Here is a 24,457-nt window from a genome sequence, read left to right as displayed (position 1 = left end):
CGCTATTCAGTGGTCTAAATTTATCGCGGTATTGTCATGGCTATTTCATCACCTGGCAGCATTCTGATTTTACATCGGGAATCTCCCTCACAAAATTCCGTGGCTTATTGCATTTATGACATAAGCTGCGGTGGAGCCCGCCCCGGAATTGTGATCGCTATCGGATTAATGATTGCAGCCATTCGGAGGCAATGATAAAACCGATACGGTATTCATAACCGTTCGATATGACAGTGGTGAGGGGAAATGACGCAGGTTTATAATTTTAGCTCCGGCCCAGCGATGCTGCCGGTAGAAGTGCTCCGTCGTGCAGAACAAGAACTGACAAACTGGCACGGATTAGGCACCTCTGTAATGGAGATCAGCCATCGCAGTAAAGAGTTCATTGCTGTCGCTGAAGCCGCAGAACAGGATTTTCGCGATCTGCTGAAGATCCCATCGAACTACAAAGTTTTATTCTGCCATGGCGGCGCTCGCGCGCAGTTCGCAGCTATCCCGGGTAACCTGTTAGGTGATGCGAAATCCGCTGACTACATTGATGGTGGTTACTGGGCACACAGCGCGATCAAAGAAGCGGAAAAATATTGCACCCCGAACACCATCGACGTCAAAACCACGCTTGACGGTAAGCGTGCTTTGTTACCAATGCGTGAATGGCAGTTGAACGATGATGCCGCCTATGTGCATTTCTGCCCGAATGAAACCATTGATGGTATTGCTATCGATGAAGAGCCTGACTTTGGTGACAAAGTCGTGGTGGCTGATCTTTCTTCAACCATTATGTCTCGCCCAATCGATGTCAGCCGTTACGGTGTGATCTACGCAGGCGCACAGAAAAACATCGGTCCAGCGGGATTAACGCTGGTGGTGGTGCGTGAGGATCTGCTGGGCAAAGCGCAGCGTTATGTGCCGTCTATCCTTGATTACAAGGTGCTGGCTGAAAACGAATCCATGTTCAACACACCGCCGACTTTTGCCTGGTACCTCTCTGGTCTGGTATTCAAATGGCTGAAAGAGAAGGGCGGTGTTGCTGAGATGGATAAGGTCAATCAGGCGAAAGCAGACCTGCTCTATGGCGTCATTGATAACAGCAGCTTCTACCGTAACGATGTTGCCGCTGCGAACCGTTCACGTATGAACGTGCCGTTCCAGCTGGCTGATGCCGCGCTGGATAAAGTGTTCCTGGACGAGTCTCTGCAGGCAGGCCTGCATGCACTGAAAGGACACCGCGTGGTTGGCGGTATGCGTGCGTCGATCTACAATGCGATGCCGCTGGAAGGGGTGAAAGCCCTGACTGAGTTCATGATCGACTTCGAACGTCGTCACGGCTAATTACTCATCATCGGCCAGCCTGGCTGGCCACTGGCCCCGTTAAACAACGGGGTTTTGTCTTTTCTGGAGATTTGGTTTCACATGCAGGACTCCCTGACTCTACAACCGATTGCTCGCGTTGATGGCACGGTAAACTTACCGGGTTCAAAAAGCGTTTCTAACCGCGCATTGTTACTGGCCGCGCTGGCCAACGGCACGACTCGCCTGACCAATTTGCTGGACAGCGATGACGTTAAACACATGCTGAATGCGCTGAAGGCGCTGGGCGTCAATTACACGCTCTCTGCCGATCGTACCGTGTGCGAAGTGGTGGGAAATGCAGGTCCGCTGCACAGTGACCAGGCCCTGGAACTCTTTCTGGGCAACGCCGGTACTGCTATGCGTCCGCTGGCTGCCGCACTGTGCCTGGGTCAACAGTCGATTGTGCTGACTGGCGAACCCCGCATGAAAGAGCGCCCAATTGGTCATCTGGTGGATGCGTTGCGTCAGGGCGGAGCCAATATTGATTACCTGGAGCAGACGGATTATCCGCCGCTGCGTCTGAACGGCGGGTTTGTAGGTGGCAATGTCAGTGTGGACGGTAGTGTTTCCAGCCAGTTCCTGACAGCATTGCTGATGACCGCTCCGCTGGCACCGAAAGACACTGTGATTACCATCAAAGGTGATTTGGTCTCCAAGCCGTACATTGATATCACTCTGCACCTGATGCGTTGCTTTGGTGTTGACGTTGATAACCAGAATTACCAGCGCTTCGTGGTAAAAGGCCAGCAGCAGTATCAATCTCCAGGCGATTATCTGGTGGAAGGCGATGCCTCTTCTGCCTCTTATTTCCTCGCCGCCGCCGCCATTAAAGGTGGAACGGTTCGCGTAACCGGGATTGGCCGCAACAGCGTTCAGGGCGACATCCGCTTTGCTGATGTGCTGGAAAAAATGGGTGCGGTGATCGAGTGGGGTGATGACTATATTGCCTGCACACGAGGTTCTCTGACCGCGATTGATATGGACATGAACCATATTCCAGATGCGGCGATGACCATTGCCACCACGGCGTTGTTCTCGGAAGGCACCACCTTGATGCGAAATATCTACAACTGGCGTGTGAAAGAGACTGACCGCTTAGCGGCGATGGCGACCGAATTGCGCAAAGTGGGTGCGGAAGTAGAAGAAGGTCACGATTTCATTCGTGTCACTCCACCGGCTCAGCTTCAGCATGCGGATATTGGCACTTATAACGATCACCGCATGGCGATGTGCTTTGCGCTGGTGGCGTTATCGGACACGCCTGTCACCATTCTTGATCCCGGCTGCACGGCGAAAACCTTCCCGGATTACTTCCAGCAGTTGGCGAAAATCAGCCAGACCTCTTAATCACGCTACCCGGTACGCTTGTGCCGGGTTTCCTCGCTCTCTTCTGGTCTTGTTGGGCGGAAATTCTTCTGAATCTGTCGAAATTTCTGGCGCTGTCTACGCTAAAGGGTAACTAACCTGACGCGGGCAGCGTATAATGCCGCGCATTCAAACAGCCAAGAAGGCTGATAATAAGCACGCAGCAACAGGAGAGAACAATGACGGCAATCGCCCCGGTAATTACCATTGATGGCCCAAGTGGCGCAGGTAAAGGGACCTTGTGTAAAGCGATGGCGGAGTCATTGCAGTGGCATTTGCTGGATTCTGGTGCCATTTATCGCGTACTCGCATTGGCTGCACTTCACCATCAGGTGGATATTGAATCCGAAGAAGCATTAGTGCCTATGGCCGCTCACCTCGACGTGCGTTTCTTGTCTGTTGAAGGCGAAATGCAGGTCATTTTGGAAGGTGAGGATGTGACCGGTGAAATCCGTACGCAGGAAGTGAGCAATACGGCTTCGCGGGTTGCTGCTTTCCCACGCGTGCGTGAAGCACTGCTGCGTCGCCAGCGAGCATTCCGTGAAGAGCCGGGCTTGATTGCGGATGGCCGCGATATGGGCACCGTGGTATTCCCCGATGCACCGGTAAAAATCTTCCTGGATGCAAGTTCGGAAGAGCGTGCTCACCGTCGTATGCTACAGTTGCAGGAGAAGGGCTTTAATGTTAACTTTGATCGCCTTTTATCCGAGATAAAGGAACGCGACGACCGCGATCGTAATCGTGCTATCGCGCCTTTAGTGCCTGCCGCTGATGCTCTGGTGCTGGATTCGACCAGTATGTCCATTGAGCAAGTGATTGAAAAGGCACTCGATTATGCCCGCCACAAGCTGGGCATTTAATCTATTCGGTAACTGAATTGCTGTAACCCTGTACCAGGGACCCGGTGCTGGGCATGTGAAACAACCCCATCCGACAATGACGTCAGGTGGACGTTAAATTGAAGAATCCTAAGATTATCAATATGACTGAATCTTTTGCTCAACTATTTGAAGAATCACTGAAAGAAATCGAAACCCGTCCGGGTTCCATCGTTCGTGGCGTTGTTGTCTCTATCGACAAAGACGTAGTCCTGGTTGATGCGGGTCTGAAATCTGAGTCTGCAATCCCTGCAGAGCAGTTCAAGAACGCAGCCGGCGAACTGGAAATCCAGGTTGGCGACGAAGTTGACGTTGCGCTTGACGCAGTTGAAGACGGCTTCGGTGAAACCCTGCTGTCCCGTGAGAAAGCTAAGCGTCACGAAGCTTGGATCACGCTGGAAAAAGCTTACGAAGAAGCTGAAACTGTTACCGGTGTTATCAACGGCAAAGTTAAAGGTGGCTTCACAGTTGAGCTGAACGGTATTCGTGCGTTCCTGCCAGGTTCACTGGTTGACGTTCGTCCGGTTCGCGATACTCTGCACCTGGAAGGCAAAGAGCTTGAGTTCAAAGTTATCAAGCTTGATCAGAAACGTAACAACGTGGTGGTTTCTCGCCGCGCAGTTATCGAATCTGAAAACAGCGCTGAACGCGATCAGCTGCTGGAAAACCTGCAGGAAGGCATGGAAGTTAAAGGTATCGTTAAGAACCTCACTGACTACGGCGCATTCGTGGACCTGGGTGGCGTTGACGGCCTGCTGCACATCACCGATATGGCCTGGAAACGCGTTAAGCATCCAAGCGAAATCGTCAACGTGGGCGACGAAATCACTGTTAAAGTGCTGAAGTTCGACCGCGAGCGTACTCGTGTATCCCTCGGCCTGAAACAGCTGGGCGAAGATCCATGGGTTGCTATCGCTAAGCGTTACCCAGAAGGCACCAAGCTGACTGGCCGTGTAACCAACCTGACCGACTACGGCTGCTTCGTTGAAATCGAAGAAGGCGTTGAAGGCCTGGTACACGTTTCTGAAATGGACTGGACCAACAAAAACATTCACCCATCTAAAGTTGTTAACGTGGGCGACGTTGTTGAAGTTATGGTTCTGGACATCGACGAAGAACGTCGTCGTATCTCCCTGGGTCTGAAGCAGTGCAAAAACAACCCATGGCAGCAGTTCGCTGAGACCCACAACAAAGGCGATCGCGTTGAAGGTAAAATCAAGTCAATCACTGACTTCGGTATCTTCATCGGCCTGGACGGTGGCATCGACGGTCTGGTTCACCTGTCAGACATCTCCTGGAACGCGACTGGCGAAGAAGCCGTTCGTGAGTACAAAAAAGGCGACGAAATCGCTGCTGTTGTACTGCAGGTTGATGCAGAGCGCGAGCGCATCTCTCTGGGCGTGAAGCAGTTGGCTGAAGATCCATTCAACAACTACATCACCCTGAACAAGAAAGGCGCTATCGTTAACGGTAAAGTAACTGCAGTAGACGCTAAAGGTGCTACAGTAGAATTGGCTGATGGCGTTGAAGGTTACCTGCGCGCTTCAGAAGCTTCACTGGACCGTATCGAAGATGCAACTCTGGTTCTGAGTGTTGGTGACGACGTTGAAGCTAAATTCACCGGCGTTGACCGTAAGAACCGCGTTGTAAGCCTGTCTGTTCGTGCTAAAGACCAGGCTGATGAGAAAGAAGCTATCAACACTGTTAACACCAAACAGGAAGAAAGCAACTTCTCTAGCGCTATGGCTGAAGCGTTCAAAGCGGCTAAAGGCGAGTAATCGACCCGAGGCACCGGACGATGTAAGTCGTCCGGTTTCGGTAAAAGCTGTCATACCTTTCCCATTAAGGATTAACCGGAGGTTACATGACCAAGTCAGAACTTATTGAAAGACTTGCTGGACAGCATACTCATATTCCGGCGAAAGTCGTTGAGGATGCAGTTAAAGAGATGCTCGAGCACATGGCCACCACGTTGGCACAGGGCGAGCGCATTGAAATCCGGGGATTCGGCAGCTTTTCTTTGCACTACCGCGCACCGCGCACTGGTCGTAACCCGAAAACGGGTGACAAAGTGGATCTGGAAGGTAAATACGTTCCCCACTTTAAGCCGGGCAAAGAATTGCGTGACCGTGCAAATATCTACGGCTAAGCCGTTACCGAACGACAAAGCGACACCTCTGGGTGTCGTTTTTTTTTTGCTCTAAATTCGTTGTTGTGAATCTGATTCCTAAACCCACATCAACAATGAAAGCCACTTCGATTTTTTTGGCATCCGCAATCCAGCTCTCCCCATTCCTGAAAGCTATTCCTGTCAATTGCACGCAAACTGGTGCCCATTGCGGGAGAAAAGTGATGCGTATAACAGGGATTGCAGTAGCCAGAATCATGATCCTGGCGGCGCTACCATTGGGTTTGTTACCTCAAATACCGACCATGGAAATGATCGCTGTGATGGTGCTACTAGCACTTATTGTGGCATCCCTGCCTTGGGATGGGCTGCGTCTTATTGGCATGGGTATCCTGCTTCTGGCGTGGGCGCTACTGGAAGCGAGACAGATGCTGAATGTGATTGACCAGCTTTCAATCGCGCCAGCCGAAGTGACGCTGCGTATTGTTGATGTGAAGGAAAATCAACAGCAATTTAAAGCCCAGATTATCCGTGTGGGGGAGCGATATCAGTTCCCGCCGTTGTTTGTCAGTATCAATGTGGAGCCAGGTGAATCGGGGTATTGTGCAGGGCAGCGCTGGAAAATGACCTTACGCTTGCGTGCAGTGCATGGTCGCTTGAATGAAGGCGGGTTTGATGCCCAACGTTTTGCGCTGGCAAACCATACGCCTTTGCAGGGGAGAATCATTAACCAGCTGGCGGAATCGGTAGATTGTAATTTGCGAACGCAGGTTATGCGCCATCATCAACCTCTTTTTGAACACCTGCAACAACCTGCCATTTTGCAGGCGCTGGCTTTTGGTGAACGTGAGAGCATGACCAAAAGTCAGCGACAATTATTACGTGAGACCGGAACCGCACACTTAATGGCGATTTCCGGTATGCATATTGCGCTAGCGGCCAGCGTTGGCTGGATGATAGTACGTGGCTTGCAGCTGCTGCAGCCTGCGCACACCATCGGTTATCTGCTGCCGCTGATGGGGAGCATCATTACCGCGACAATCTACTGCTGGCTGTCGGGCAGCCATGCACCAGCACAGCGCGCGCTGGTCGCGCTACTACTGTGGACAACGATAAGAATCGCTGGCTGGCAGTTAACAGGCTGGCAGATTTGGACACTGTGCATGGGTGTACTGCTTTGGCTTGATCCCCTCACCGTCTTATCTGAAAGCTTTTGGCTCTCTGCTCTTGCCGTCGCCATGTTAATCATCTGGTTCCAGTGGTTTGCCTTGCCGGATCGATACCGTCAGGCCAGGCGCTGGCTGCCGCTGAGATTACTGCACTTACAACTCGGCATGATGATACTGATGGCTCCTCTGCAGATATTTTTATTTCAGGGAATCAGCCTGAGTGCACTGGCCGCTAACCTCATCGCGGTGCCGGTGGTATCGCTTTTCACCGTGCCATTGATACTGCTGGCGCTTTTGCTGCCCATACAACCCATCGCTTCGGTACTGTGGCGGTTGGCGGATTTTTCTGTCAATCAGGTGATGCAGGGACTGGCATACTTGCCAGCAGGATGGTGGCCGTTAAATGATGCCTTGCCGGCAGTGGCCCTGCTATGGGGCGGTTTATTTATGTGGCGCAGTGGTTTGCTGAATAACACGCTGATGCTTTGCTGCGGCTGCGCATTGGCATTTCTGTTATGGCGTCATCAGTCTGAACAAGATGACTGGCAGATTGACGTGCTGGATGTGGGCCATGGTCTGGCGATCGCGATTACACAGGGTAATGAAGTGGTGTTGTACGATGCGGGTCCACGCTGGAATGAAGATGATGCGGGCGCGCGCGTGATACTGCCATGGTTACTGTATAAGGGACGACAGTTAAACACGGTGGTGGTAAGTCATAAGCATCTGGATCATCGGGGTGGGCTGAATTCACTGCATCAGGCCAATCCCAATATGATGATCCGCAGTGCATTGGGTGAAGCGGGGCATTTACCTTGTCAGCGAGGAGAGCAGTGGCAATGGGGCAAACTGACCTTTACGGCACTCTGGCCGCCTGCAGGGAATACGCAAGGGCAAAATAATGACTCTTGTGTCGTACGCGTAGACGATGGCGCTGTCAGCCTGCTGCTCACCGGGGATATTGAGTTAGAAGCAGAAAGAAAATTGGTGGCATTAGAGAAAACCCAGCTCACCAGCACGTTAATGCAGGTCCCTCATCATGGTAGCCGAACCTCTTCGGGGCCTTTACTGTTACGTAGTGTTGCAGGAAAGGGCGCGGTGGCATCGGTAGCGCGCTATAACGCCTGGCGCATGCCAGCCGCCGCCGTGGTGGAACGCTATCGCCAACAGGGTTATATCTGGTATGACACGGCACAATCCGGGCAGGTCCACATTGGTATTCGGCAGGGTGAATGGCAGATTAAGGGATTGAGGGAGCAAATAAAACCTCGCTGGTATCATCAGTGGTTTGGCGTCAAACGTGAATCCAGGTAGAATGAGCGGCTATTTCAAACAGCGTGAATAAATAATGCATCAAGACAAAGATCTCTCAACGTGGCAAACGTTCCGCCGACTCTGGCCGATGATTGCGCCGCACAAAGCAGGACTGTTTGTGTCTGCGGTGGCGCTGATTCTCAATGCGGCCGGCGATACCTTAATGTTGTCGCTGTTGAAACCTTTACTGGATGATGGCTTCGGTAAGGCCGATCGTTCCGTCATGCTTTGGATGCCTCTGGTGGTGATTGGCCTGATGCTGGTGCGTGGCGTGACCAGCTACATCTCCAGTTATTGCATCTCTTGGGTATCGGGCAACGTGGTCATGAATATGCGCCGCCGCTTGTTTGGTCACATGATGGGCATGCCCGTGGCGTTCTTTGACCAGCAATCAACCGGCACATTGCTGTCACGCATCACTTATGATTCCGAGCAGGTTGCTTCGTCCTCTTCCAGTGCACTGGTGACGGTCGTACGTGAAGGCGCCTCGATCATCGGCCTGTTTATCATGATGTTCTACTACAGCTGGCAGCTGTCGTTGATTTTGATTGTCCTCGCGCCGATTGTTTCCTTTGCGATTCGTACGGTTTCAAAACGTTTCCGCAGCATCAGTAAAAACATGCAGAACACCATGGGACAAGTCACCACCAGTGCTGAACAGATGCTCAAAGGGCATAAAGAAGTGCTGATCTTCGGTGGTCAGGATGTTGAAGCGCAGCGTTTCTCGCAGGTGAGTAATAAAATGCGCCAGCAGGGCATGAAACTGGTATCTGCCTCTTCTATCTCGGATCCGGTCATTCAGCTGATCGCCTCACTGGCACTGGCATTTGTTCTTTATGCCGCCAGCTTCCCGAGTGTGATGGAAACTCTGACTGCCGGTACCATCACCGTGGTGTTCTCATCAATGATCGCACTGATGCGCCCACTGAAGTCGCTGACCAACGTTAATGCCCAGTTCCAGCGCGGCATGGCAGCTTGTCAGACACTGTTCTCGATTCTGGATAGCGAGCAGGAAATCGATAACGGTAAACGTGAAATCACACGTGCCAAAGGTGATGTGGAATTCCGCAATGTGACCTTTACCTACCCTGGCCGTGAAGTCCCGGCGCTGCGTGATATCAATCTGTCACTGCCCGAGGGCAAAACCGTGGCATTGGTAGGACGCTCAGGATCGGGTAAATCGACCATGGCGAGCCTGTTGACTCGTTTCTACGATATCGACTCCGGTGAAATTCTGCTGGATGGCCACGATCTGCGTGAATACACCCTGCGTTCGCTGCGTAATCAGGTGGCGCTGGTTTCCCAGAATGTCCATCTGTTCAATGACACCATTGCTAATAACATCGCTTATGCACGTAATGGTGAATACACCCGCGAGCAGATTGAACAAGCGGCCACCATGGCGCATGCCATGGACTTCATTAAGAAGATGGATAACGGTCTGGATACCGTGATTGGTGAGAACGGCGTGTTGCTGTCAGGTGGCCAGCGTCAACGTATCGCCATCGCGCGCGCATTGCTGCGTGATTGCCCGATTCTGATCCTTGATGAAGCGACCTCAGCACTGGATACCGAATCCGAGCGCGCGATTCAGGCCGCACTGGATGAGCTGCAGAAAAACCGTACTTCGCTAGTGATTGCGCACCGCCTGTCGACCATCGAAAAAGCCGATGAAATCGTGGTGGTGGAAGATGGTCGTATCGTTGAGCGCGGGACACACAGCGTGCTGCTGGCTGAGAAGGGCGCCTATGCCCAACTCCACAAACTGCAGTTTGGTCAATGATTGAACGCATCTGGAGCGGGCGCTCGCCATTGTGGCTACTGTTGTGGCCACTGAGTTTGCTGTATGGGGCGATCAGCAGTTTGATTCGCCTCAGCTATCAGCATGGCTGGCGTAAAAGCTGGCGTGCGCCCTGTCCGGTGATTGTGGTAGGTAATCTGACGGCTGGCGGCAACGGTAAAACGCCGGTGGTGATTTGGCTGGTTCAGGCACTGCAACAGCGTGGCCTGCGCGTTGGCGTTGTCTCACGCGGCTATGGTGGAAAGGCTGAGCGTTATCCACTGCTGGTGACGGCCGATACCCCGACATCACAAGCCGGCGACGAGCCTGTATTAATCGCGCAGCGTACTCAGGCGCCGGTAGCCGTCGCGCCTCAACGCCGTATGGCGGTAGAAGGACTGCTGGCCGCACAGGAACTGGATGTGATTATTACCGACGACGGGCTGCAACATTACGCGTTGCAGCGCGATCGTGAAATTGTGGTAGTGGATGGTGTCCGTCGCTTCGGTAATGGCTGGTGGCTGCCCGCAGGTCCGATGCGTGAGCGGGCCTCTCGCCTGCAAAGCGTCAACGCCATCATTGTCAATGGTGGTGAGGCGCAAGCCGGTGAGATAACTATGACGTTGCGGCCTGGCAAGGCGGTCAATCTGGTGAGCGGTGAAACGGCGAGCCTTGATCAACTGCCTGAGATGGTGGCGATGGCGGGCATTGGTCATCCGCCGCGTTTCTTCAATACGTTGCAGCAGCAGGGCATCAAGCCTGTGGCAGAAATCGCGTTTGCCGATCACCATGCTTACAGTGAAGAAGAGCTGCAGCGTTTGACACAAGCTCATCAGTGTCTGTTGATGACCGAAAAAGACGCAGTGAAATGCCGTAGTTTTGCACGTGACAACTGGTGGTATCTACCGGTTGATGCCGATCTGTCGGGGGCGTCCCTGGATGCTTTACTCGCCGATGTGACCCAACTCTGCACGACTGCGCGCGACACCCGTTCGCGCTAAACCTGCTCAAAGGGAATCGAGTCATGACCATAACATCTTCCCTTTCACGCCAAACTGCTCGTCATTTACACCTGGCTGCTCAGGGGTTGTTACGCCCACCGAGCCGCCGCGCCCGCCTGGCCGATATCCATGCCTGCGTGCGGCAGATGTCATTACTGCAAATCGACACCATCAATGTCGTCGCCCGTAGCCCTTATCTGGTGCTGTTCAGCCGCCTTGGCGCTTATCCCACACAGTGGCTGGAAGAGACATTGGCCTCCGGCGCGCTGTTTGAGTACTGGGCGCACGAAGCCTGTTTTATTCCCTTTGAAGATTACCCGTTGTTGCGTCATCGCATGCTGGAACCGCAGCGGCTGGGATGGAAATATAACGAGCAGTGGGTTGAAGAACATCAGCAAGAAATCGCCGCCTTGCTGAATCATATCGCTGAAAATGGCCCGGTGCGCGCCGCTGATTTTGCCAGTGATAAGCATACCAAACCCGGCTGGTGGGCCTGGAAGCCACACAAGCGGCATCTGGAAAACCTGTTCAGCGCGGGTGAGTTGATGGTGGTAGAGCGCCGTAACTTCCAGCGGGTGTACGATCTGCGCACGCGAGTGATGCCTGATTGGGATGATGAACAACATGCACTCAATGAAGCGGAAGCGGTACAAGCGATGCTGGGACACAGTGCCCGCAGTCTGGGGATTTTTCGCGCCAGCTGGCTGGCCGATTACTACCGACTGAAGCGTGCGCCATTACAGGCCTGGATTAAGGATGCCGAAGCCCAGAGCGATATCGTGCGCGTTGAAGTGGAACAGCTCGGGGAGATGTGGCTGCATACCAGCTTATTACCGCTGTTGGAAAAAATGCCTTCTGCCACCCACACGGCCTTGTTGTCACCGTTCGATCCGGTGGTATGGGATCGCCGTCGCGCTCTGGAGTTGTTTAATTTCGATTACCGCATTGAGTGCTATACCCCTGCTGAGAAGCGCGTCTATGGTTACTTTGTTCTGCCGGTGTTACACCGAGGTGCACTCAAAGCGCGTATTGATGCAAAGATGGACCGCCAGGCACAGCAGCTGATTATTCGTGCATTTTGGCTAGAGCCCGGCGTGCGTGTTACCCAGGCCTTTCTGAATGATGTGCAAAAAGCCATCAGTCGCTTTGCACAGTGGCAAGGTGCCGATGAGGTCATCGTTGAAAATGTCCCTGCCGAACTGCTTGCTGCCTGGACGCATCGTTGGGTTATCAACGATTGAGTTCATCGTAATAATGCCGCGCCCGGCGCACTGTGCTTCGGGTGCGCTATGGTATGCTAGGCGCCTGACAAATCGGTGCTGAAAGGAGAAAATTATGGATCACCGTTTACTTGAGATTGTTGCCTGTCCGGTTTGCAACGGAAAACTGTATTTCAACAAAGAGCAGCAGGAGCTGATTTGTAAACCAGACGGCCTGGCTTACCCGGTGCGCGATGGCATTCCGGTATTGCTCGAAGTGGAAGCGCGTACGCTGTCTGTTGAAGAGATCCATCCATGAGTTTCGTCGCCATCATTCCGGCGCGTTATGCATCAACGCGCCTGCCCGGCAAACCGCTGGTGGATATTCACGGTAAACCGATGGTGATACACGTGATGGAGCGCGCACGCGAGTCGGGCGCCGATCGCGTAATTGTGGCGACCGATCACCCCGAGGTTGCTGCAGCGGTAACCGCTGCCGGTGGCGAAGTGTGCATGACGCGCGCGGATCACCAGTCGGGCACCGAGCGCCTGGCAGAAGTGATTGAGAAATATCAGTTTGCCGATGACACCATTATCGTCAACGTGCAGGGCGACGAGCCGATGATTCCGGCAGAAATCGTACGTCAGGTCGCCGATAATCTGGCGCAGGCTGATGCAGGGATGGCGACATTAGCCGTGCCGATTACCGACGCTGAAGAAGCGTTTAACCCCAATGCGGTTAAAGTGGTGATGGACGCGAAAGGCTATGCGCTTTATTTCTCACGCGCCACCATTCCATGGGATCGCGAGCGCTATGCGAAATCGCGCGAACAGATTGGTGACACTTTGCTGCGTCACATTGGCATTTACGCCTATCGCGCTGGCTTTATCCGTCGTTACATTGCGTGGGAACCTTGCCCGTTAGAGCACATTGAATTGCTGGAGCAGTTGCGCGTGCTGTGGTACGGCGAGAAGATTCACGTTGCCGTAGCGCAAACCGTGCCAAGTGTTGGCGTGGACACACCAGAGGATCTGGTTCGTGTTCGTGCGGCCATGCAGGGGTAAAGCCCGACCGGCCAGCCGCTCGCGCTGGCCATAAAGTTTGATCTGGCGCTAAGTTTCGCGCCACCATGACCTCCAGGATAGTGAAGTCAATTGACTGCGGAGGATAACGCATGGAACAGCTCCGTTCAGAACTGGCGTTGATACTGGGTGAAGGTATCAGCCGCCTCGAAACCATTAGCGAACAGGCGCAGTCGCGGCTGTACGCACTCTATGACAACGACGGTAAACCGATGCCGCTGGTGGCGAAGTATTTTCGTCATCAAGGCCGTGCGGCGCTGGAAGCCAAAAAACTTACCATGTTGGGCCATGATGGACTGGTCACAGTACCTGCGGTTTTTGGCCTGGTGCTGAGTCAGCAGCCGCCGGTACATGAAATGCTACTGATGGCGCGATTCAATGGCGTCTCCGCCGAAGCGCCAGCGCGCACCGCCGTGCGCTGGGAGCAACTGTGTGAGCAAATTGTCGAGGGTGTACTCGGCTGGCACCGTATCGACAGCCACGGATTAGTGGGAAGGGTTGATAGTGTCCAGGAAAACAACTGGCCAGCCTGGTATCGCCAGCGCATCGAGGTGCTGTGGGCCACGTTGGGCTATCTGTCACCGCCATTTTTCACATTGGAAGATCGGCAGATCCTGTACCGCAGCCGACAGCAGTTAACTCATCTCTTCAAAGACTTCGACGATCCCTGCGTGCTGATGCATGGCAACCTGCGTTTATCCAGCATGCTGAAAGATGCACGCAGTGACCAACTGGTAGCGATGATGCAGCCAGGCAATATTCTCTGGGCTCCGCGTGAGTATGAATTAATCCGGCTGGCAGATAGCGGGGCTGAAGCCTCACTGCTGCAGCATTACCTGCAACGCGCGCCGGTTTCTGAAGGCTTTATCTGGCGGCGCTGGCTGTATCAGCTATGGGATTGTGTCGATACGTTGGTAAGCAGCGGACAATTTGACCGTCCGCGCTTTGATCATGCCCGCGAGCAGTTACTTCCCTGGCTCGGATGACAGCAAATCATCGCCACGCAGCCGTTGCCAAATCTGGCCCAGGGTTTCATAAATCGCACGTTCACTGTGACCCAGCCACATTGGCGATGGCAACATGCGGTCCCAGGCGCTGATTGGCGAGGTAATCGCGAGCTGATTGGCCGGTGCGGCGATGGGGTTCAGACCTGCGCTCAGGAAGAAATGCATCGCACGTGGCAAGTGGTTCGCCGATGAGACCAGCAGGAAAGGGTGATTGCCGATAGTTTGTTTGACGGCCAGCGCTTCTTCGCCCGTATCATGTGGTTGGTCCAGCGTGATAATCGCCGAACGTGGCACTCCCAGACTTTCGGCTACCTCTGCCGCCACGCTGGCGTTGCTGCGGGGGTTGTATCCAGCAGCAGCGCCAGTGAAAATCATTTTTGCTTGTGGATTCCGACGCCATTGGCGCACACCTTCTGTTACGCGCGGCAGGCTGTTGTTGAGCAAATTAGAACTCGGTGCCCAATTCGGATTGAAGGTGTAGCCACCGCCCAGCACGACGATATAATCCACCGGTTCGCTACCGTTCCAGGTTGGATAATGCTGTTCGATGGGGCGCAACAGACGATCGGCAACGGGTTGCAAGCTGAGCAATAAAAGCAGCAACCAGCTAATAGAGATCAGGATTTTGCCGCCTTTTTGCCAACGGCTAAACCAGAGAAGTAAAAGTCCTACCGCCATGAGCAACAACAGCAGTGGTAAAGGTAATAACATCGCGCCAATCCATTTCTTTAAGGCAAAAAACATCGAAATTTGCTCCTTTTGTCCGAAAAAACAGCAGCCAGACAGTTACTGTGGCGTGAAAGGTTCATTCTTGTTGAGCCTGTGACAAAATAGCACAAGTTGAATGCAGCACAGTGGAGCCATCATCATGCAGGATCGTAACTTTGACGATCTGGCGGACAAATTTTCGCAGAACATTTATGGCACCCGCAAAGGGCAGGTACGGCAGGCGATCCTGTGGGACGAACTGGATGCGCTGTTACCGACACTGCCTGAAGGCGCACTGTCAGTGCTGGATGCCGGCGGTGGCGTAGGACAAATCTCCTGTGGATTAGCGGCACGTGGCCATCAGGTGCTGTTGTGCGATCTCTCCGCGGAGATGTTGAAGCTGGCTGAAGCGCATGCGCACACCGAGGGTGTGAGCCACAACATGCAATTCAAACAAATTAGCGCGCAGCAGGTGGGCGAACATTTGGATCAGCCGGTTGATCTGGTATTGTTTCACGCTGTGCTGGAGTGGGTGGCAGAACCGGAAGCGGTGCTGCGTGCCTTGTGGCACACGCTGAAGCCCGGTGGCGTGCTGTCGTTGATGTTTTACAATGCGCATGCCCTGACGTTCCGCACCCTGCAACTCGGCAATTTCGGCTATCTGCGTGCCAATATGACTAAACGCAAAAAGCGTACGCTGTCACCGGATTTCCCGCGCGATCCTCAGGACGTCAATCGCTGGTTAAGTGATGCGGGCTTTGAAATTGAACAGCGTGCAGGCATTCGCGTGTTTTGTGATTACATGAAACCGCCACCGCCCGGCGTCGTCAAAAGCGTTGAAGAGATTATTGAGATGGAACGGCGCTACTGTCGTCAGGAGCCCTTTTTAAGTTTAGGGCGCTATATCCACGTGACCGCGCGCAAACCCAGGTAGAAGGATCAACTATGAGCGAATTTTCCCAGACGGTCCCCGAATTGGTGGCATGGGCGCGCAAGAATGACTTTTCACTTGCGTTGCCGGTAGAACGTCTGGCCTTTTTGCTGGCTATCGCCACCTTAAACGGTGAGCGCATGGACGGTGAAATGAGTGAAGGTGAACTGATCGATGCGTTTCGTCACGTCAGTAAAGCCTTTGAGCAAACCCATGAAACCGTGCAGGTGCGTGCCAACAACGCCATCAATGACATGGTGCGTCAGCGTCTGCTCAATCGCTTTACCAGTGAGCTCACTGAAGGCCACGCGATTTACCGTCTGACGCCGCTGGCCATCGGCATTACCGATTACTACATTCGCCAGCGCGAATTTTCCACGCTGCGCCTGTCAATGCAGCTGTCGATTGTGGCGCAAGAACTGAAGCGCGCCGCAGATGCCGCCGAAGAAGACGGTGACGAATTCCACTGGCATCGCAATGTCTTTGCCCCGCTGAAATATTCCGTGGCCGAGATTTTTGACAGCATCGACATGACGCAACGTCTGATGGATGAGCAACAACAAGCGGTGAAAACCGATATTGCGGACCTGCTCAACAAAGACTGGCGTGCCGCGATTTCAAGTTGTGAACTGCTGCTGTCCGAAACCTCCGGCACACTGCGTGAACTGCAGGATACGCTGGAAGCGGCGGGTGACAAATTGCAGGCCAATCTGTTGCGCATTCAGGATGCTACGCTGAGCAGCCCGGATTTGGGCTTTGTCGATAAACTGGTGTTTGACCTGCAGAATAAGCTGGACCGCATCATCAGTTGGGGTCAGCAGGCCATCGATTTGTGGATTGGCTACGACCGCCACGTACATAAATTTATCCGTACCGCTATCGACATGGATAAGAACCGCGTCTTCGCGCAACGTTTACGCCTGTCGGTGCAGAACTACTTCGACCAGCCTTGGGCATTGACCTACGCGAATGCCGACCGTCTTTACGATATGCGCGATGAAGAGATGACGCTGCGTAATGATGAGGTGATGGGCGAACTGCCGCCAGAGATGGAGTACGAAGAGTTTAACGAGATTCGTGAGCAGCTTGCCGCGATGATCGAAGAAGCATTGCAGATTTATAAGCTGGAGCAAAAGCCGCTCCATCTCGCTACGGTGATGCGCGATTACCTGGCGCAATACCCGCGTGCGCGCCACTTTGATTTGGCGCGTATCGTCATCGATCAGGCAGTACGCCTCGGTGTCGCCGAAGCTGATTTAGCCGGTCTGCCGGCAGAATGGCAGACTATTAATGATTACGGAGCCAAGGTGCAGGCACATGTCATCGACAAATATTGAACAAGTGATGCCAGTTAAACTGGCGTTGGCACTGGCAAACCCGATTTTCCCGGCGCTCGATAGCCAGTTACGCGCGGGACGCCACATTGGTATTGAAGAACTGGATAATCACGCTTTTCTGATGGATTACCAGGAGTACCTGGAAGAGTTTTATGCGCGCTACAACGTTGAGTTGATGCGCGCGCCGGAAGGTTTCTTCTATCTTCGTCCACGTTCCACCACGCTGATTCCACGCTCGGTGCTGTCCGAGTTGGATATGATGGTCGGTAAGATCCTGTGTTACCTCTACCTCAGCCCGGAGCGTCTGGCCAATGAGGGGATTTTCACCCAGCAGGAGCTGTATGACGAACTGCTATCACTGGCGGATGAGAGCAAACTGCTCAAGCTGGTAAACCAGCGTTCGACCGGTTCTGACCTGGATCGCGCCAAGCTGCAGGAAAAAATGCGTGCTTCGATCAGCCGCCTGCGCCGCTTAGGTATGGTGTGGTACATGGGCAACGACAGCAGCAAGTTCCGCATCATGGAGTCGGTGTTCCGCTTTGGTGCGGATGTGCGCAGCGGTGACGATGCGCGTGAAGCCCAGTTGCGTCTGATCCGCGACGGCGAAGCCATGACGCTGGAGAACAAAGCCGCGGCCAACGAGAGTGATGATGCAGATAACGACAATGACGTTGAAAGCGATGCGAATGATAACGCGGAGGATGAACAGGAATGATTGAACGCGGTAAGTTTCGTTCGCTAACGCTGATCAACTGGAACGGCTTCTTTGCTCGTACCTTTGATCTCGATGAGCTGGTGACCACGCTCTCCGGCGGTAACGGTGCGGGTAAATCCACCACCATGGCGGCTTTTGTCACGGCGCTGATCCCCGACCTCACCTTGCTGCATTTCCGTAACACCACCGAAGCAGGGGCCACCTCTGGCTCCCGCGATAAAGGTCTGCACGGTAAGCTGCGCGCGGGTGTCTGTTATGCGGTGCTGGATGTGGTCAATTCGCGCCATCAGCGCGTGGTGGTCGGCGTGCGTCTGCAACAGGTTGCTGGACGCGATAAAAAAGTCGATATCAAACCCTTCAGTATTCATGGCCTGCCGACCGATTCGCAGCCGACCGATATGCTGACCGAAATCCTTAACAGCCGCCAGGCGCGCGTATTACCGCTGGCGGAAGTGAAAGAACGCGTTGAAGCGCAGGAAGGCGTGCAGTTCCGTCAGTACAACTCGGTTACGGATTACCACGCCGTCCTGTTCGAGCTGGGCGTGGTGCCGCGTCGTCTGCGCACTGCGAGCGACCGCAGTAAGTTCTATCGTCTGATTGAAGCCTCGCTGTACGGCGGTATCTCCAGCGCTATCACCCGTTCACTGCGTGATTATCTGTTGCCAGAAAATGGTGGCGTGCGCAAAGCCTTCCAGGATATGGAAGCCGCGCTGCGTGAAAACCGCATGACGCTGGAAGCGATTCGCGTTACGCAGTCCGATCGCGACCTGTTTAAGCATTTGATCTCTGAAGCCACCAGCTATGTGTCGGCAGATTATATGCGTCACGCCAACGAGCGTCGCATTCACCTCGATGGGGCACTGCAACTGCGCAATGAGCTGTTTACCAGCCGTAACCAGTTGGCTTCCGAGCAGTATCGTCACATCGAAATGGCGCGTGAACTTTCTGAGCACAACGGTGCAGAAAGCGATCTGGAAACCGACTATCAAGGCGCCAGCGATCACCTGAATCTGGTCCAGACAGCCATGCGTCAGCAGGAGAAGATCGAGCGCTATGATGCCGATCTCGAAGAGCTGACTTACCGCCTCGAAGAACAGAATGAAGTGGTGGCGGAAGCCCGCGAAGTGCAGGAAGAGAATGAAGCGCGTGCCGAAGCGGCTGAAATTGAAGTTGATGAGCTGAAAAGCCAGTTAGCCGATTTCCAGCAGGCACTCGATGTGCAACAAACGCGGGCAATTCAGTATCAGCAAGCATTGCAGGCGCTGGATAAAGCGCGCGCGCAGTGTCAGTTGCCCGATCTGACCATCGATAATGCGACGGAGTGGCAGGAAACCTTCCAGGCACGCGAAGAAGAAGCCACCGAGCATCTGCTGCGTCTGGAACAGAAACTCAGCGTGGCCGAAGCGGCGCACAGTCAATTTGAGCAGGCATTAGCGCTGGTGACCAGTATCGCCGGCGAAGTGAGCCGTCAGGATGCATGGCAAGTGGGACGCGACTTATTGCGGGATGCCGCTAACCAGCGTCATCATGCCGATCAGCTCTCTTCGCTGCGCCTGCGTCTCAATGAGCTGGAAACGCGCCTGCGCGAGCAGCATGATGCCGAGCGCCTGTTAGCCGATTTCTGCAAGCGTCAGGGGCAACAGTACGATGCCGACGCGCTGGAAGGGCTGCAGCGCGAACTGGAAGCACAGATTGAACAGCTGAACGAAAGCGTGTCCGATGCCGGTGAACGCCGCATGCTGATGCGCCAGGAACTGGAACAGCTGCGTGAACGCATCACTGCACTGACGGCGCGTGCGCCACATTGGCTGGCCGCGCAGGAAATCCTGACGCAGCTTAGCGAGCAAACGGGTCAGGCGCTGACTAACAGCCAGCAGATCACTGAGTTCATGCAGCAGTTGCTGGAGCGTGAGCGTGAAACCACCGTTGAACGTGACAATGTGGCGGCACGCAAACGTGAAGTCGAGCAGCAGATCGAGCGTTTAAGTCAACCTGGTGGTGCGGAAGATGCTCGCCTGACGCAACTGGCGGAACGATTTGGCGGCGTACTGCTGTCGGAAATTTACGATGACGTCACACTGGATGACGCACCGTACTTCTCGGCGCTGTATGGCCCATCGCGTCATGCGATTGTGGTACCCGATTTATCTCTGGTGCGTGAACTGTTGGATGGCCTGGAGGATTGCCCGGAAGACCTCTATCTGATTGAAGGGGATCCGCAGGCGTTTGATGACAGCGTCTTCAGTGTTGATGAGTTGGAAAACGCCGTGGTAGTGAAAGTGGCTGAGCGTCAATGGCGCTACTCCCGCTTCCCGAAAGTGCCGCTGTTTGGCCGCGCTGCGCGTGAAAACCAGCTGGAACTGCTGAACAATGAACGCGACCAGCTGGCAGAACGGTTTGCCACTTTGTCCTTTGACGTGCAGAAAACGCAGCGCTTGCATCAATCCTTCAGCCGCTTTATCGGTAGCCATTTAGCGGTGGCCTTTGATGAGGATCCTGAAGCGCTGATCCGCCAGCTGAACAGCCGTCGTGGCGAGCTGGAACGGGGTCTGGCACAGCATGAGAATGATAACCAGCAGCAGCGTGCCCAGTTTGAGCAGGCTAAAGAGGGTGTCAGCCAGCTCAACCGCCTGCTGCCACGCGTGAATCTACTGTTGGATGATTCACTTGGCGATCGCTGCGAAGAGATCCGTGAACGCGTCGAAGAAGCTCAGGAAGCGGCGCGCTTCCTGCATCAGCATGGCGCTAAAATCAGCAAGCTGGAGCCGCTGGTGTCGGTGTTGCAAAGCGATCCGCAGCAGCATGATCAGCTGGAGCGCGATTACCAGCAAGCACAGCAGCAGCAGCGTGATGCGCGTCAGCAGGCCTTTGCCCTGACGGAGGTGGTGCAGCGGCGCGCCCACTTTAGCTATGAAGATTCTGCCGGCATGCTGACCGGCAACAGCGATCTCAATGAAAAACTGCGCCAGCGTCTGGATCAGGCGGAGGGTGAGCGCAGTCGTGCGCGTGAACGTCTGCGCGAACATCAGGCGCAGCTGACACAATATTCACAAGTGCTGGCATCACTGAAAAGTTCCTATGACGCCAAGCGTGACATGCTAAAAGAGTTGCAGCAGGAGATGCAGGATATCGGCGTGCATGCCGATGCCAGCGCCGAAGAGCGCGCCCGCGCCCGACGCGACGAACTTTATACCGCATTAAGCCATAACCGTGCTCGTCGTAATCAGCTGGAGAAACAGCTCACGTTCTGCGAAGCCGAAATGGACGGCCTGCAGAAGAAACTGCGCAAGCTGGAGCGTGATTATCACCAGATTCGTGAGCAGGTCGTCAGCGCTAAAGCAGGCTGGTGTACGGTGCTGCGTCTGGTCAAAGAGAACGGCATGGAGCGTCGCCTGCATCGTCGTGAGATGGCGTATCTGGGCGGAGATGAACTGCGTTCAATGTCGGATAAGGCATTGGGTGCACTGCGTCTGGCGGTGGCGGATAACGAACATCTGCGTGATGTACTGCGCATGTCGGAAGATCCAAAACGTCCAGAACGCAAAGTACAGTTCTTTATCGCAGTGTATCAGCATCTGCGCGAACGTATTCGTCAGGACATCATTCGTACTGACGATCCGGTTGAAGCCATCGAGCAGATGGAGATTGAGCTGAATCGTCTGACGGAAGAGCTGACGGCACGCGAGCAGACGCTGGCCATCAGTTCACGCAGCGCGGCGAATATCATTCGTAAAACCATTCAGCGTGAGCAGAATCGTATTCGTCAGCTGAACCAGGGCTTGCAGGCCGTGAGCTTTGGTCAGGTGCGCAGTGTACGTCTGAATGTTAACGTGCGTGAAGCGCACTCTACGCTGCTCGATACCTTGTCTGAAGAACATGAAGCGCATCAGGATCTGTTTACCAGCAATCGTCTGACCTTCTCCGAAGCGCTGGCGAAACTCTATCAACGTCTGAATCCACAAATTGATATGGGGCAGCGCACACCACAAACCATCGGTGAAGAGCTGCTCGACTATCGCAACTATCTTGAGATGGAAGTGGAAGTGAACCGCGGCTCCGATGGCTGGCTGCGCGCGGAGAGTGGTGCGTTGTCAACCGGTGAAGCGATCGGTACCGGTATGTCAATTCTGGTGATGGTGGTGCAAAGCTGGGAAGAGGAATCACGTCGTCTGCGCGGTAAAGATATTTCGCCATGCCGACTGCTGTTCCTTGATGAAGCGGCGCGTCTCGATGCCCGCTCCATCGCCACCCTGTTCGAACTGTGTGAGCGTCTGGAGATGCAGCTGGTGATTGCTGCGCCAGAGAACATCAGCCCGGAGAAAGGCACCACCTACAAGTTGGTGCGTAAAGTGTTTAACAACACTGAACACGTGCATGTGGTGGGGCTGCGTGGATTCTCGGCAGATCCTGTGCCAGTAAAACGCGACACCAGTGATATCGATTTAGAAACAGAAAATACCTGACGCTGAATCTGGTTAAAAAACAGCGCACCGTTTAATCTGTAAGCGGCATCTGCACACTGAGGCAGATGCCGTTTTTTATTTGTATACTCAACAATAAGAGTAAGGCTGTACATAGCGAAAACAGGGCGCTGTGTCTTAGGTGAGAAGGGGGCAGGGATGTGGCTGAATAGAAGAAGCAGAATGAATCGTGCGGTACTCGCACTCAGTGTTTCACTGGTATTGTCGCCGCTGGCCACCAGCCATGCCGCGATCATTGCCGCTTTACCCGGAACTTCACATAGCGCCATGTCAGTGGCGGCGAGTCAGCATCAAATTCAGCAGGCTTTTAGCCCCAGTCAGCAGCCTTTCTATCTGCCGGGATTAGCCGGTATCTACGCCGCGCGTAATATGGCGCCACTCTGGCAGGATCAGCAAGCGGTGCAGGCTTTCCAGCAACAGTTGGCGGAGGTGGCGCTTTCCGGCGTCCAGCCACAGTTTACTCGTTGGGTTGAATTACTGACTAATCCTACGATTACCGGCATGGCGCGCGACATCGTGCTGAGCGATGCCATGTTGGGCTATTTGCAGTTTGTCGCCAATGTGCCGACGCAGGGTGAAACCTGGCTGTACAGTAATGTTCCTTACAAATTGACGATGCCGGGCGTTGCTGCCATTAACCAGTGGCAAAATGCGGTAAACGGTGGTGGCAGTCGCGCGTTTATCATCTCGCTGGCACCGCAACATCCTCAATATGCGCCGATGCACAGTGCGCTCAAAGCGCTGCTGACCGATAACCGTCCGTGGCCACAGTTGCGCGACAGCGGTACGCTGCGACCAGGCCAGATCAGCAACGATGTGCCCGCGCTAAGAGAAATTTTGCAGCGCACCGGTATGCTGACTGCTGCAACCCACAGCAGCACACCGACTCCAGCCGATGATGCCGTACCGACCGCACCTGTGCCGGTCAGCCAGAGCAATCAGCCCATTGCGGTGAGCCCATCGGCAGCCAGCGTCAATGATTTGTCTGCACAGGCACCTGCTGCGACCGGCAACGTGGTGGCGAATACCACGCCTGCTGGTGACAATGTGTATGACGCCGCGCTGGTGGAAGGGGTAAAACGCTTCCAGCACTGGCAAGGTCTGGCGGATGATGGGGCGATAGGCCCTCGCACGCGTGAGTGGTTGAATGTGTCACCGCAGATGCGCGCATCGTTACTGGCACTGAATATTCAGCGCCTGCGTCTGCTGCCGGATGATATGCATAACGGCATTATGGTGAACATTCCCAACTATTCACTCACCTATTACAACAACGGAGCCACGATTTTGTCATCGCGGGTGATTGTCGGTCGTCCCGATCGCAAAACGCCACTGATGCGCAGTGCGTTGAACAATGTGGTGCTCAATCCACCGTGGAATGTGCCTACTACACTGGTGCGTCAGGATATCGTGCCGAAGGTCAAACAAGATCCCGGATACCTCTACAAGCACGGCTATACCTTACTGTCGGGCTGGAGTGCGGATGCCGAAGTGATCGATCCGTCGATGATTGACTGGCATATGGTTTCTGCAGCCAGTTTCCCGTATCGCATTCGCCAGGCGCCGGGCGCGATGAACTCGCTGGGTCGATATAAGTTTAATATGCCGAGTTCCGATGCCATCTATTTGCACGACACGCCTAACCATGGCTTGTTCCAGCGCGATATTCGCGCACTGAGCTCTGGTTGTGTGCGCGTGAATAAGGCCTCTGAACTGGCCGACCTGCTGCTGCAGGATGTGGGTTGGAATGACAGCCGCATCACCGACACGCTGAAACAGGGCGACACGCGCTACGTGCCGATTCGCCACCGCATCCCGGTTAATCTCTATTATTTAACCGCATGGGTCGCGGCGGATGGACAGCCGCAATATCGTACAGATATTTACAATTATGATAACCCTGCGCGCTCCGGTAGCCAGGTTCTGTCAAAAGCAGGAAAACTTCTCCTCTAGTCATTGATTTGCCAGATTTCACCTCTCTTCGAAAAGATCAGGGCCCGTCGCAAAA

18 protein-coding genes are annotated in these 24,457 nt (G+C 54.1%); 17 read left to right on the top strand and 1 reads right to left on the bottom strand.

What is annotated here, in order from left to right:
* Positions 1–246: 246 nt before the first annotated feature.
* From serC to WFP70_RS22520, 12 genes are all read left to right on the top strand, one after another.
* Positions 247–1,332, top strand: a complete 1,086-nt coding sequence (gene serC, locus WFP70_RS22575) for a 3-phosphoserine/phosphohydroxythreonine transaminase (protein WP_200570792.1) — start codon at positions 247–249, stop codon at positions 1,330–1,332.
* Positions 1,333–1,413: 81 nt separating this feature from the next.
* Positions 1,414–2,700, top strand: a complete 1,287-nt coding sequence (aroA, locus tag WFP70_RS22570) for a 3-phosphoshikimate 1-carboxyvinyltransferase (protein ID WP_337024443.1) — start codon at positions 1,414–1,416, stop codon at positions 2,698–2,700.
* Positions 2,701–2,897: 197 nt separating this feature from the next.
* Positions 2,898–3,578, top strand: a complete 681-nt coding sequence (gene cmk, locus WFP70_RS22565) for a (d)CMP kinase (RefSeq protein WP_038647821.1) — start codon at positions 2,898–2,900, stop codon at positions 3,576–3,578.
* A 122-nt stretch (positions 3,579–3,700) separates the two neighbouring features.
* Entirely contained in the window at positions 3,701–5,374 is a 1,674-nt protein-coding gene (gene rpsA, locus WFP70_RS22560) for a 30S ribosomal protein S1 (RefSeq protein ID WP_034820570.1), read from the top strand.
* Between the two features lie 86 nt (positions 5,375–5,460).
* Positions 5,461–5,745 carry an integration host factor subunit beta gene (gene ihfB, locus WFP70_RS22555; protein WP_003849360.1) on the top strand — a complete coding sequence of 95 codons (285 nt, stop codon included), beginning with the start codon at positions 5,461–5,463 and terminating at the stop codon, positions 5,743–5,745.
* A gap of 203 nt (positions 5,746–5,948) precedes the next feature.
* The gene (locus WFP70_RS22550) at positions 5,949–8,207 is read left to right on the top strand and encodes a DNA internalization-related competence protein ComEC/Rec2 (RefSeq protein WP_337024444.1); all 2,259 of its coding nucleotides are present in this window, start codon (positions 5,949–5,951) and stop codon (positions 8,205–8,207) included.
* A gap of 34 nt (positions 8,208–8,241) precedes the next feature.
* Positions 8,242–9,990 carry a lipid A ABC transporter ATP-binding protein/permease MsbA gene (gene msbA / locus WFP70_RS22545; RefSeq protein WP_097119323.1) on the top strand — a complete coding sequence of 583 codons (1,749 nt, stop codon included), beginning with the start codon at positions 8,242–8,244 and terminating at the stop codon, positions 9,988–9,990.
* Positions 9,987–10,988, top strand: coding sequence for a tetraacyldisaccharide 4'-kinase (gene lpxK / locus WFP70_RS22540; RefSeq protein ID WP_337024445.1), 1,002 nt, complete (start codon positions 9,987–9,989; stop codon positions 10,986–10,988). Before msbA ends, lpxK begins: the two co-directional genes overlap by 4 nt.
* Before the next feature lie 23 nt (positions 10,989–11,011).
* Positions 11,012–12,229 carry a winged helix-turn-helix domain-containing protein gene (locus WFP70_RS22535; protein ID WP_337024446.1) on the top strand — a complete coding sequence of 406 codons (1,218 nt, stop codon included), beginning with the start codon at positions 11,012–11,014 and terminating at the stop codon, positions 12,227–12,229.
* A 94-nt stretch (positions 12,230–12,323) separates the two neighbouring features.
* Complete coding sequence (locus tag WFP70_RS22530) at positions 12,324–12,506, top strand: Trm112 family protein (protein ID WP_007887424.1); 183 nt, start codon at positions 12,324–12,326, stop codon at positions 12,504–12,506.
* Positions 12,503–13,252: a 3-deoxy-manno-octulosonate cytidylyltransferase gene (gene kdsB, locus WFP70_RS22525; protein ID WP_034820546.1), complete on the top strand. Its 750-nt coding sequence runs from the start codon at positions 12,503–12,505 to the stop codon at positions 13,250–13,252. The genes WFP70_RS22530 and kdsB overlap by 4 nt, the downstream gene beginning before the upstream one ends.
* 110 nt (positions 13,253–13,362) lie before the next feature.
* Entirely contained in the window at positions 13,363–14,256 is an 894-nt protein-coding gene (locus tag WFP70_RS22520) for a YcbJ family phosphotransferase (RefSeq protein WP_337024447.1), read from the top strand.
* On the opposite strand, the gene elyC is transcribed toward WFP70_RS22520, so the two are convergent.
* Positions 14,236–15,021 (bottom strand): envelope biogenesis factor ElyC, encoded by a 786-nt coding sequence (gene elyC, locus WFP70_RS22515; protein ID WP_058961776.1) that lies wholly within the window; start codon positions 15,019–15,021, stop codon positions 14,236–14,238. The two genes, WFP70_RS22520 and elyC, sit on opposite strands and share 21 nt — an antisense overlap.
* Positions 15,022–15,145: 124 nt before the next feature.
* Between elyC and cmoM the strand changes: the two genes are divergently transcribed.
* The 5 genes from cmoM (at position 15,146) to ldtD (ending at position 24,402) form a co-directional block, all read left to right on the top strand.
* Positions 15,146–15,919, top strand: coding sequence for a tRNA uridine 5-oxyacetic acid(34) methyltransferase CmoM (cmoM, locus tag WFP70_RS22510; protein WP_034820537.1), 774 nt, complete (start codon positions 15,146–15,148; stop codon positions 15,917–15,919).
* An 11-nt stretch (positions 15,920–15,930) separates the two neighbouring features.
* Entirely contained in the window at positions 15,931–17,253 is a 1,323-nt protein-coding gene (gene mukF / locus WFP70_RS22505) for a chromosome partition protein MukF (protein ID WP_034820534.1), read from the top strand.
* Positions 17,234–17,968: a chromosome partition protein MukE gene (gene mukE / locus WFP70_RS22500; RefSeq protein WP_034820531.1), complete on the top strand. Its 735-nt coding sequence runs from the start codon at positions 17,234–17,236 to the stop codon at positions 17,966–17,968. Before mukF ends, mukE begins: the two co-directional genes overlap by 20 nt.
* On the top strand, positions 17,965–22,431 hold the full coding sequence (gene mukB / locus WFP70_RS22495; RefSeq protein ID WP_337024448.1) for a chromosome partition protein MukB: 4,467 nt from the start codon (positions 17,965–17,967) through the stop codon (positions 22,429–22,431). The genes mukE and mukB overlap by 4 nt, the downstream gene beginning before the upstream one ends.
* 180 nt (positions 22,432–22,611) lie before the next feature.
* A complete protein-coding gene (ldtD, locus tag WFP70_RS22490; RefSeq protein ID WP_370662141.1) occupies positions 22,612–24,402 on the top strand; it encodes a L,D-transpeptidase in 1,791 nt (596 codons plus the stop codon).
* Positions 24,403–24,457 lie beyond the last annotated feature (55 nt).

The sequence above is a fragment of the Pantoea sp. USMM079 genome (assembly GCF_037153115.1).
Lineage (GTDB): Bacteria > Pseudomonadota > Gammaproteobacteria > Enterobacterales > Enterobacteriaceae > Pantoea > Pantoea communis.
The sequence above is the reverse complement of the archived record's forward strand: the minus strand, read 5'-3'. Positions and strand labels throughout refer to the sequence as shown.

Excerpts from the sequence above, each read along its gene's own strand:
- cmoM (WP_034820537.1), top strand. The coding sequence starts at position 15,146 with ATGCAGGATCGTAACTTTGACGATCTGGCGGACAAATTTTCGCAGAAC.
- rpsA (WP_034820570.1), top strand. The coding sequence starts at position 3,701 with ATGACTGAATCTTTTGCTCAACTATTTGAAGAATCACTGAAAGAAATC.
- kdsB (WP_034820546.1), top strand. The coding sequence starts at position 12,503 with ATGAGTTTCGTCGCCATCATTCCGGCGCGTTATGCATCAACGCGCCTG.
- cmk (WP_038647821.1), top strand. The coding sequence starts at position 2,898 with ATGACGGCAATCGCCCCGGTAATTACCATTGATGGCCCAAGTGGCGCA.
- ihfB (WP_003849360.1), top strand. The coding sequence starts at position 5,461 with ATGACCAAGTCAGAACTTATTGAAAGACTTGCTGGACAGCATACTCAT.
- msbA (WP_097119323.1), top strand. The coding sequence starts at position 8,242 with ATGCATCAAGACAAAGATCTCTCAACGTGGCAAACGTTCCGCCGACTC.
- mukB (WP_337024448.1), top strand. The coding sequence starts at position 17,965 with ATGATTGAACGCGGTAAGTTTCGTTCGCTAACGCTGATCAACTGGAAC.
- WFP70_RS22530 (WP_007887424.1), top strand. The coding sequence starts at position 12,324 with ATGGATCACCGTTTACTTGAGATTGTTGCCTGTCCGGTTTGCAACGGA.
- serC (WP_200570792.1), top strand. The coding sequence starts at position 247 with ATGACGCAGGTTTATAATTTTAGCTCCGGCCCAGCGATGCTGCCGGTA.
- lpxK (WP_337024445.1), top strand. The coding sequence starts at position 9,987 with ATGATTGAACGCATCTGGAGCGGGCGCTCGCCATTGTGGCTACTGTTG.
- mukF (WP_034820534.1), top strand. The coding sequence starts at position 15,931 with ATGAGCGAATTTTCCCAGACGGTCCCCGAATTGGTGGCATGGGCGCGC.
- WFP70_RS22520 (WP_337024447.1), top strand. The coding sequence starts at position 13,363 with ATGGAACAGCTCCGTTCAGAACTGGCGTTGATACTGGGTGAAGGTATC.
- elyC (WP_058961776.1), bottom strand. The coding sequence starts at position 15,021 with ATGTTTTTTGCCTTAAAGAAATGGATTGGCGCGATGTTATTACCTTTA.
- mukE (WP_034820531.1), top strand. The coding sequence starts at position 17,234 with ATGTCATCGACAAATATTGAACAAGTGATGCCAGTTAAACTGGCGTTG.
- aroA (WP_337024443.1), top strand. The coding sequence starts at position 1,414 with ATGCAGGACTCCCTGACTCTACAACCGATTGCTCGCGTTGATGGCACG.
- WFP70_RS22550 (WP_337024444.1), top strand. The coding sequence starts at position 5,949 with ATGCGTATAACAGGGATTGCAGTAGCCAGAATCATGATCCTGGCGGCG.
- WFP70_RS22535 (WP_337024446.1), top strand. The coding sequence starts at position 11,012 with ATGACCATAACATCTTCCCTTTCACGCCAAACTGCTCGTCATTTACAC.
- ldtD (WP_370662141.1), top strand. The coding sequence starts at position 22,612 with ATGAATCGTGCGGTACTCGCACTCAGTGTTTCACTGGTATTGTCGCCG.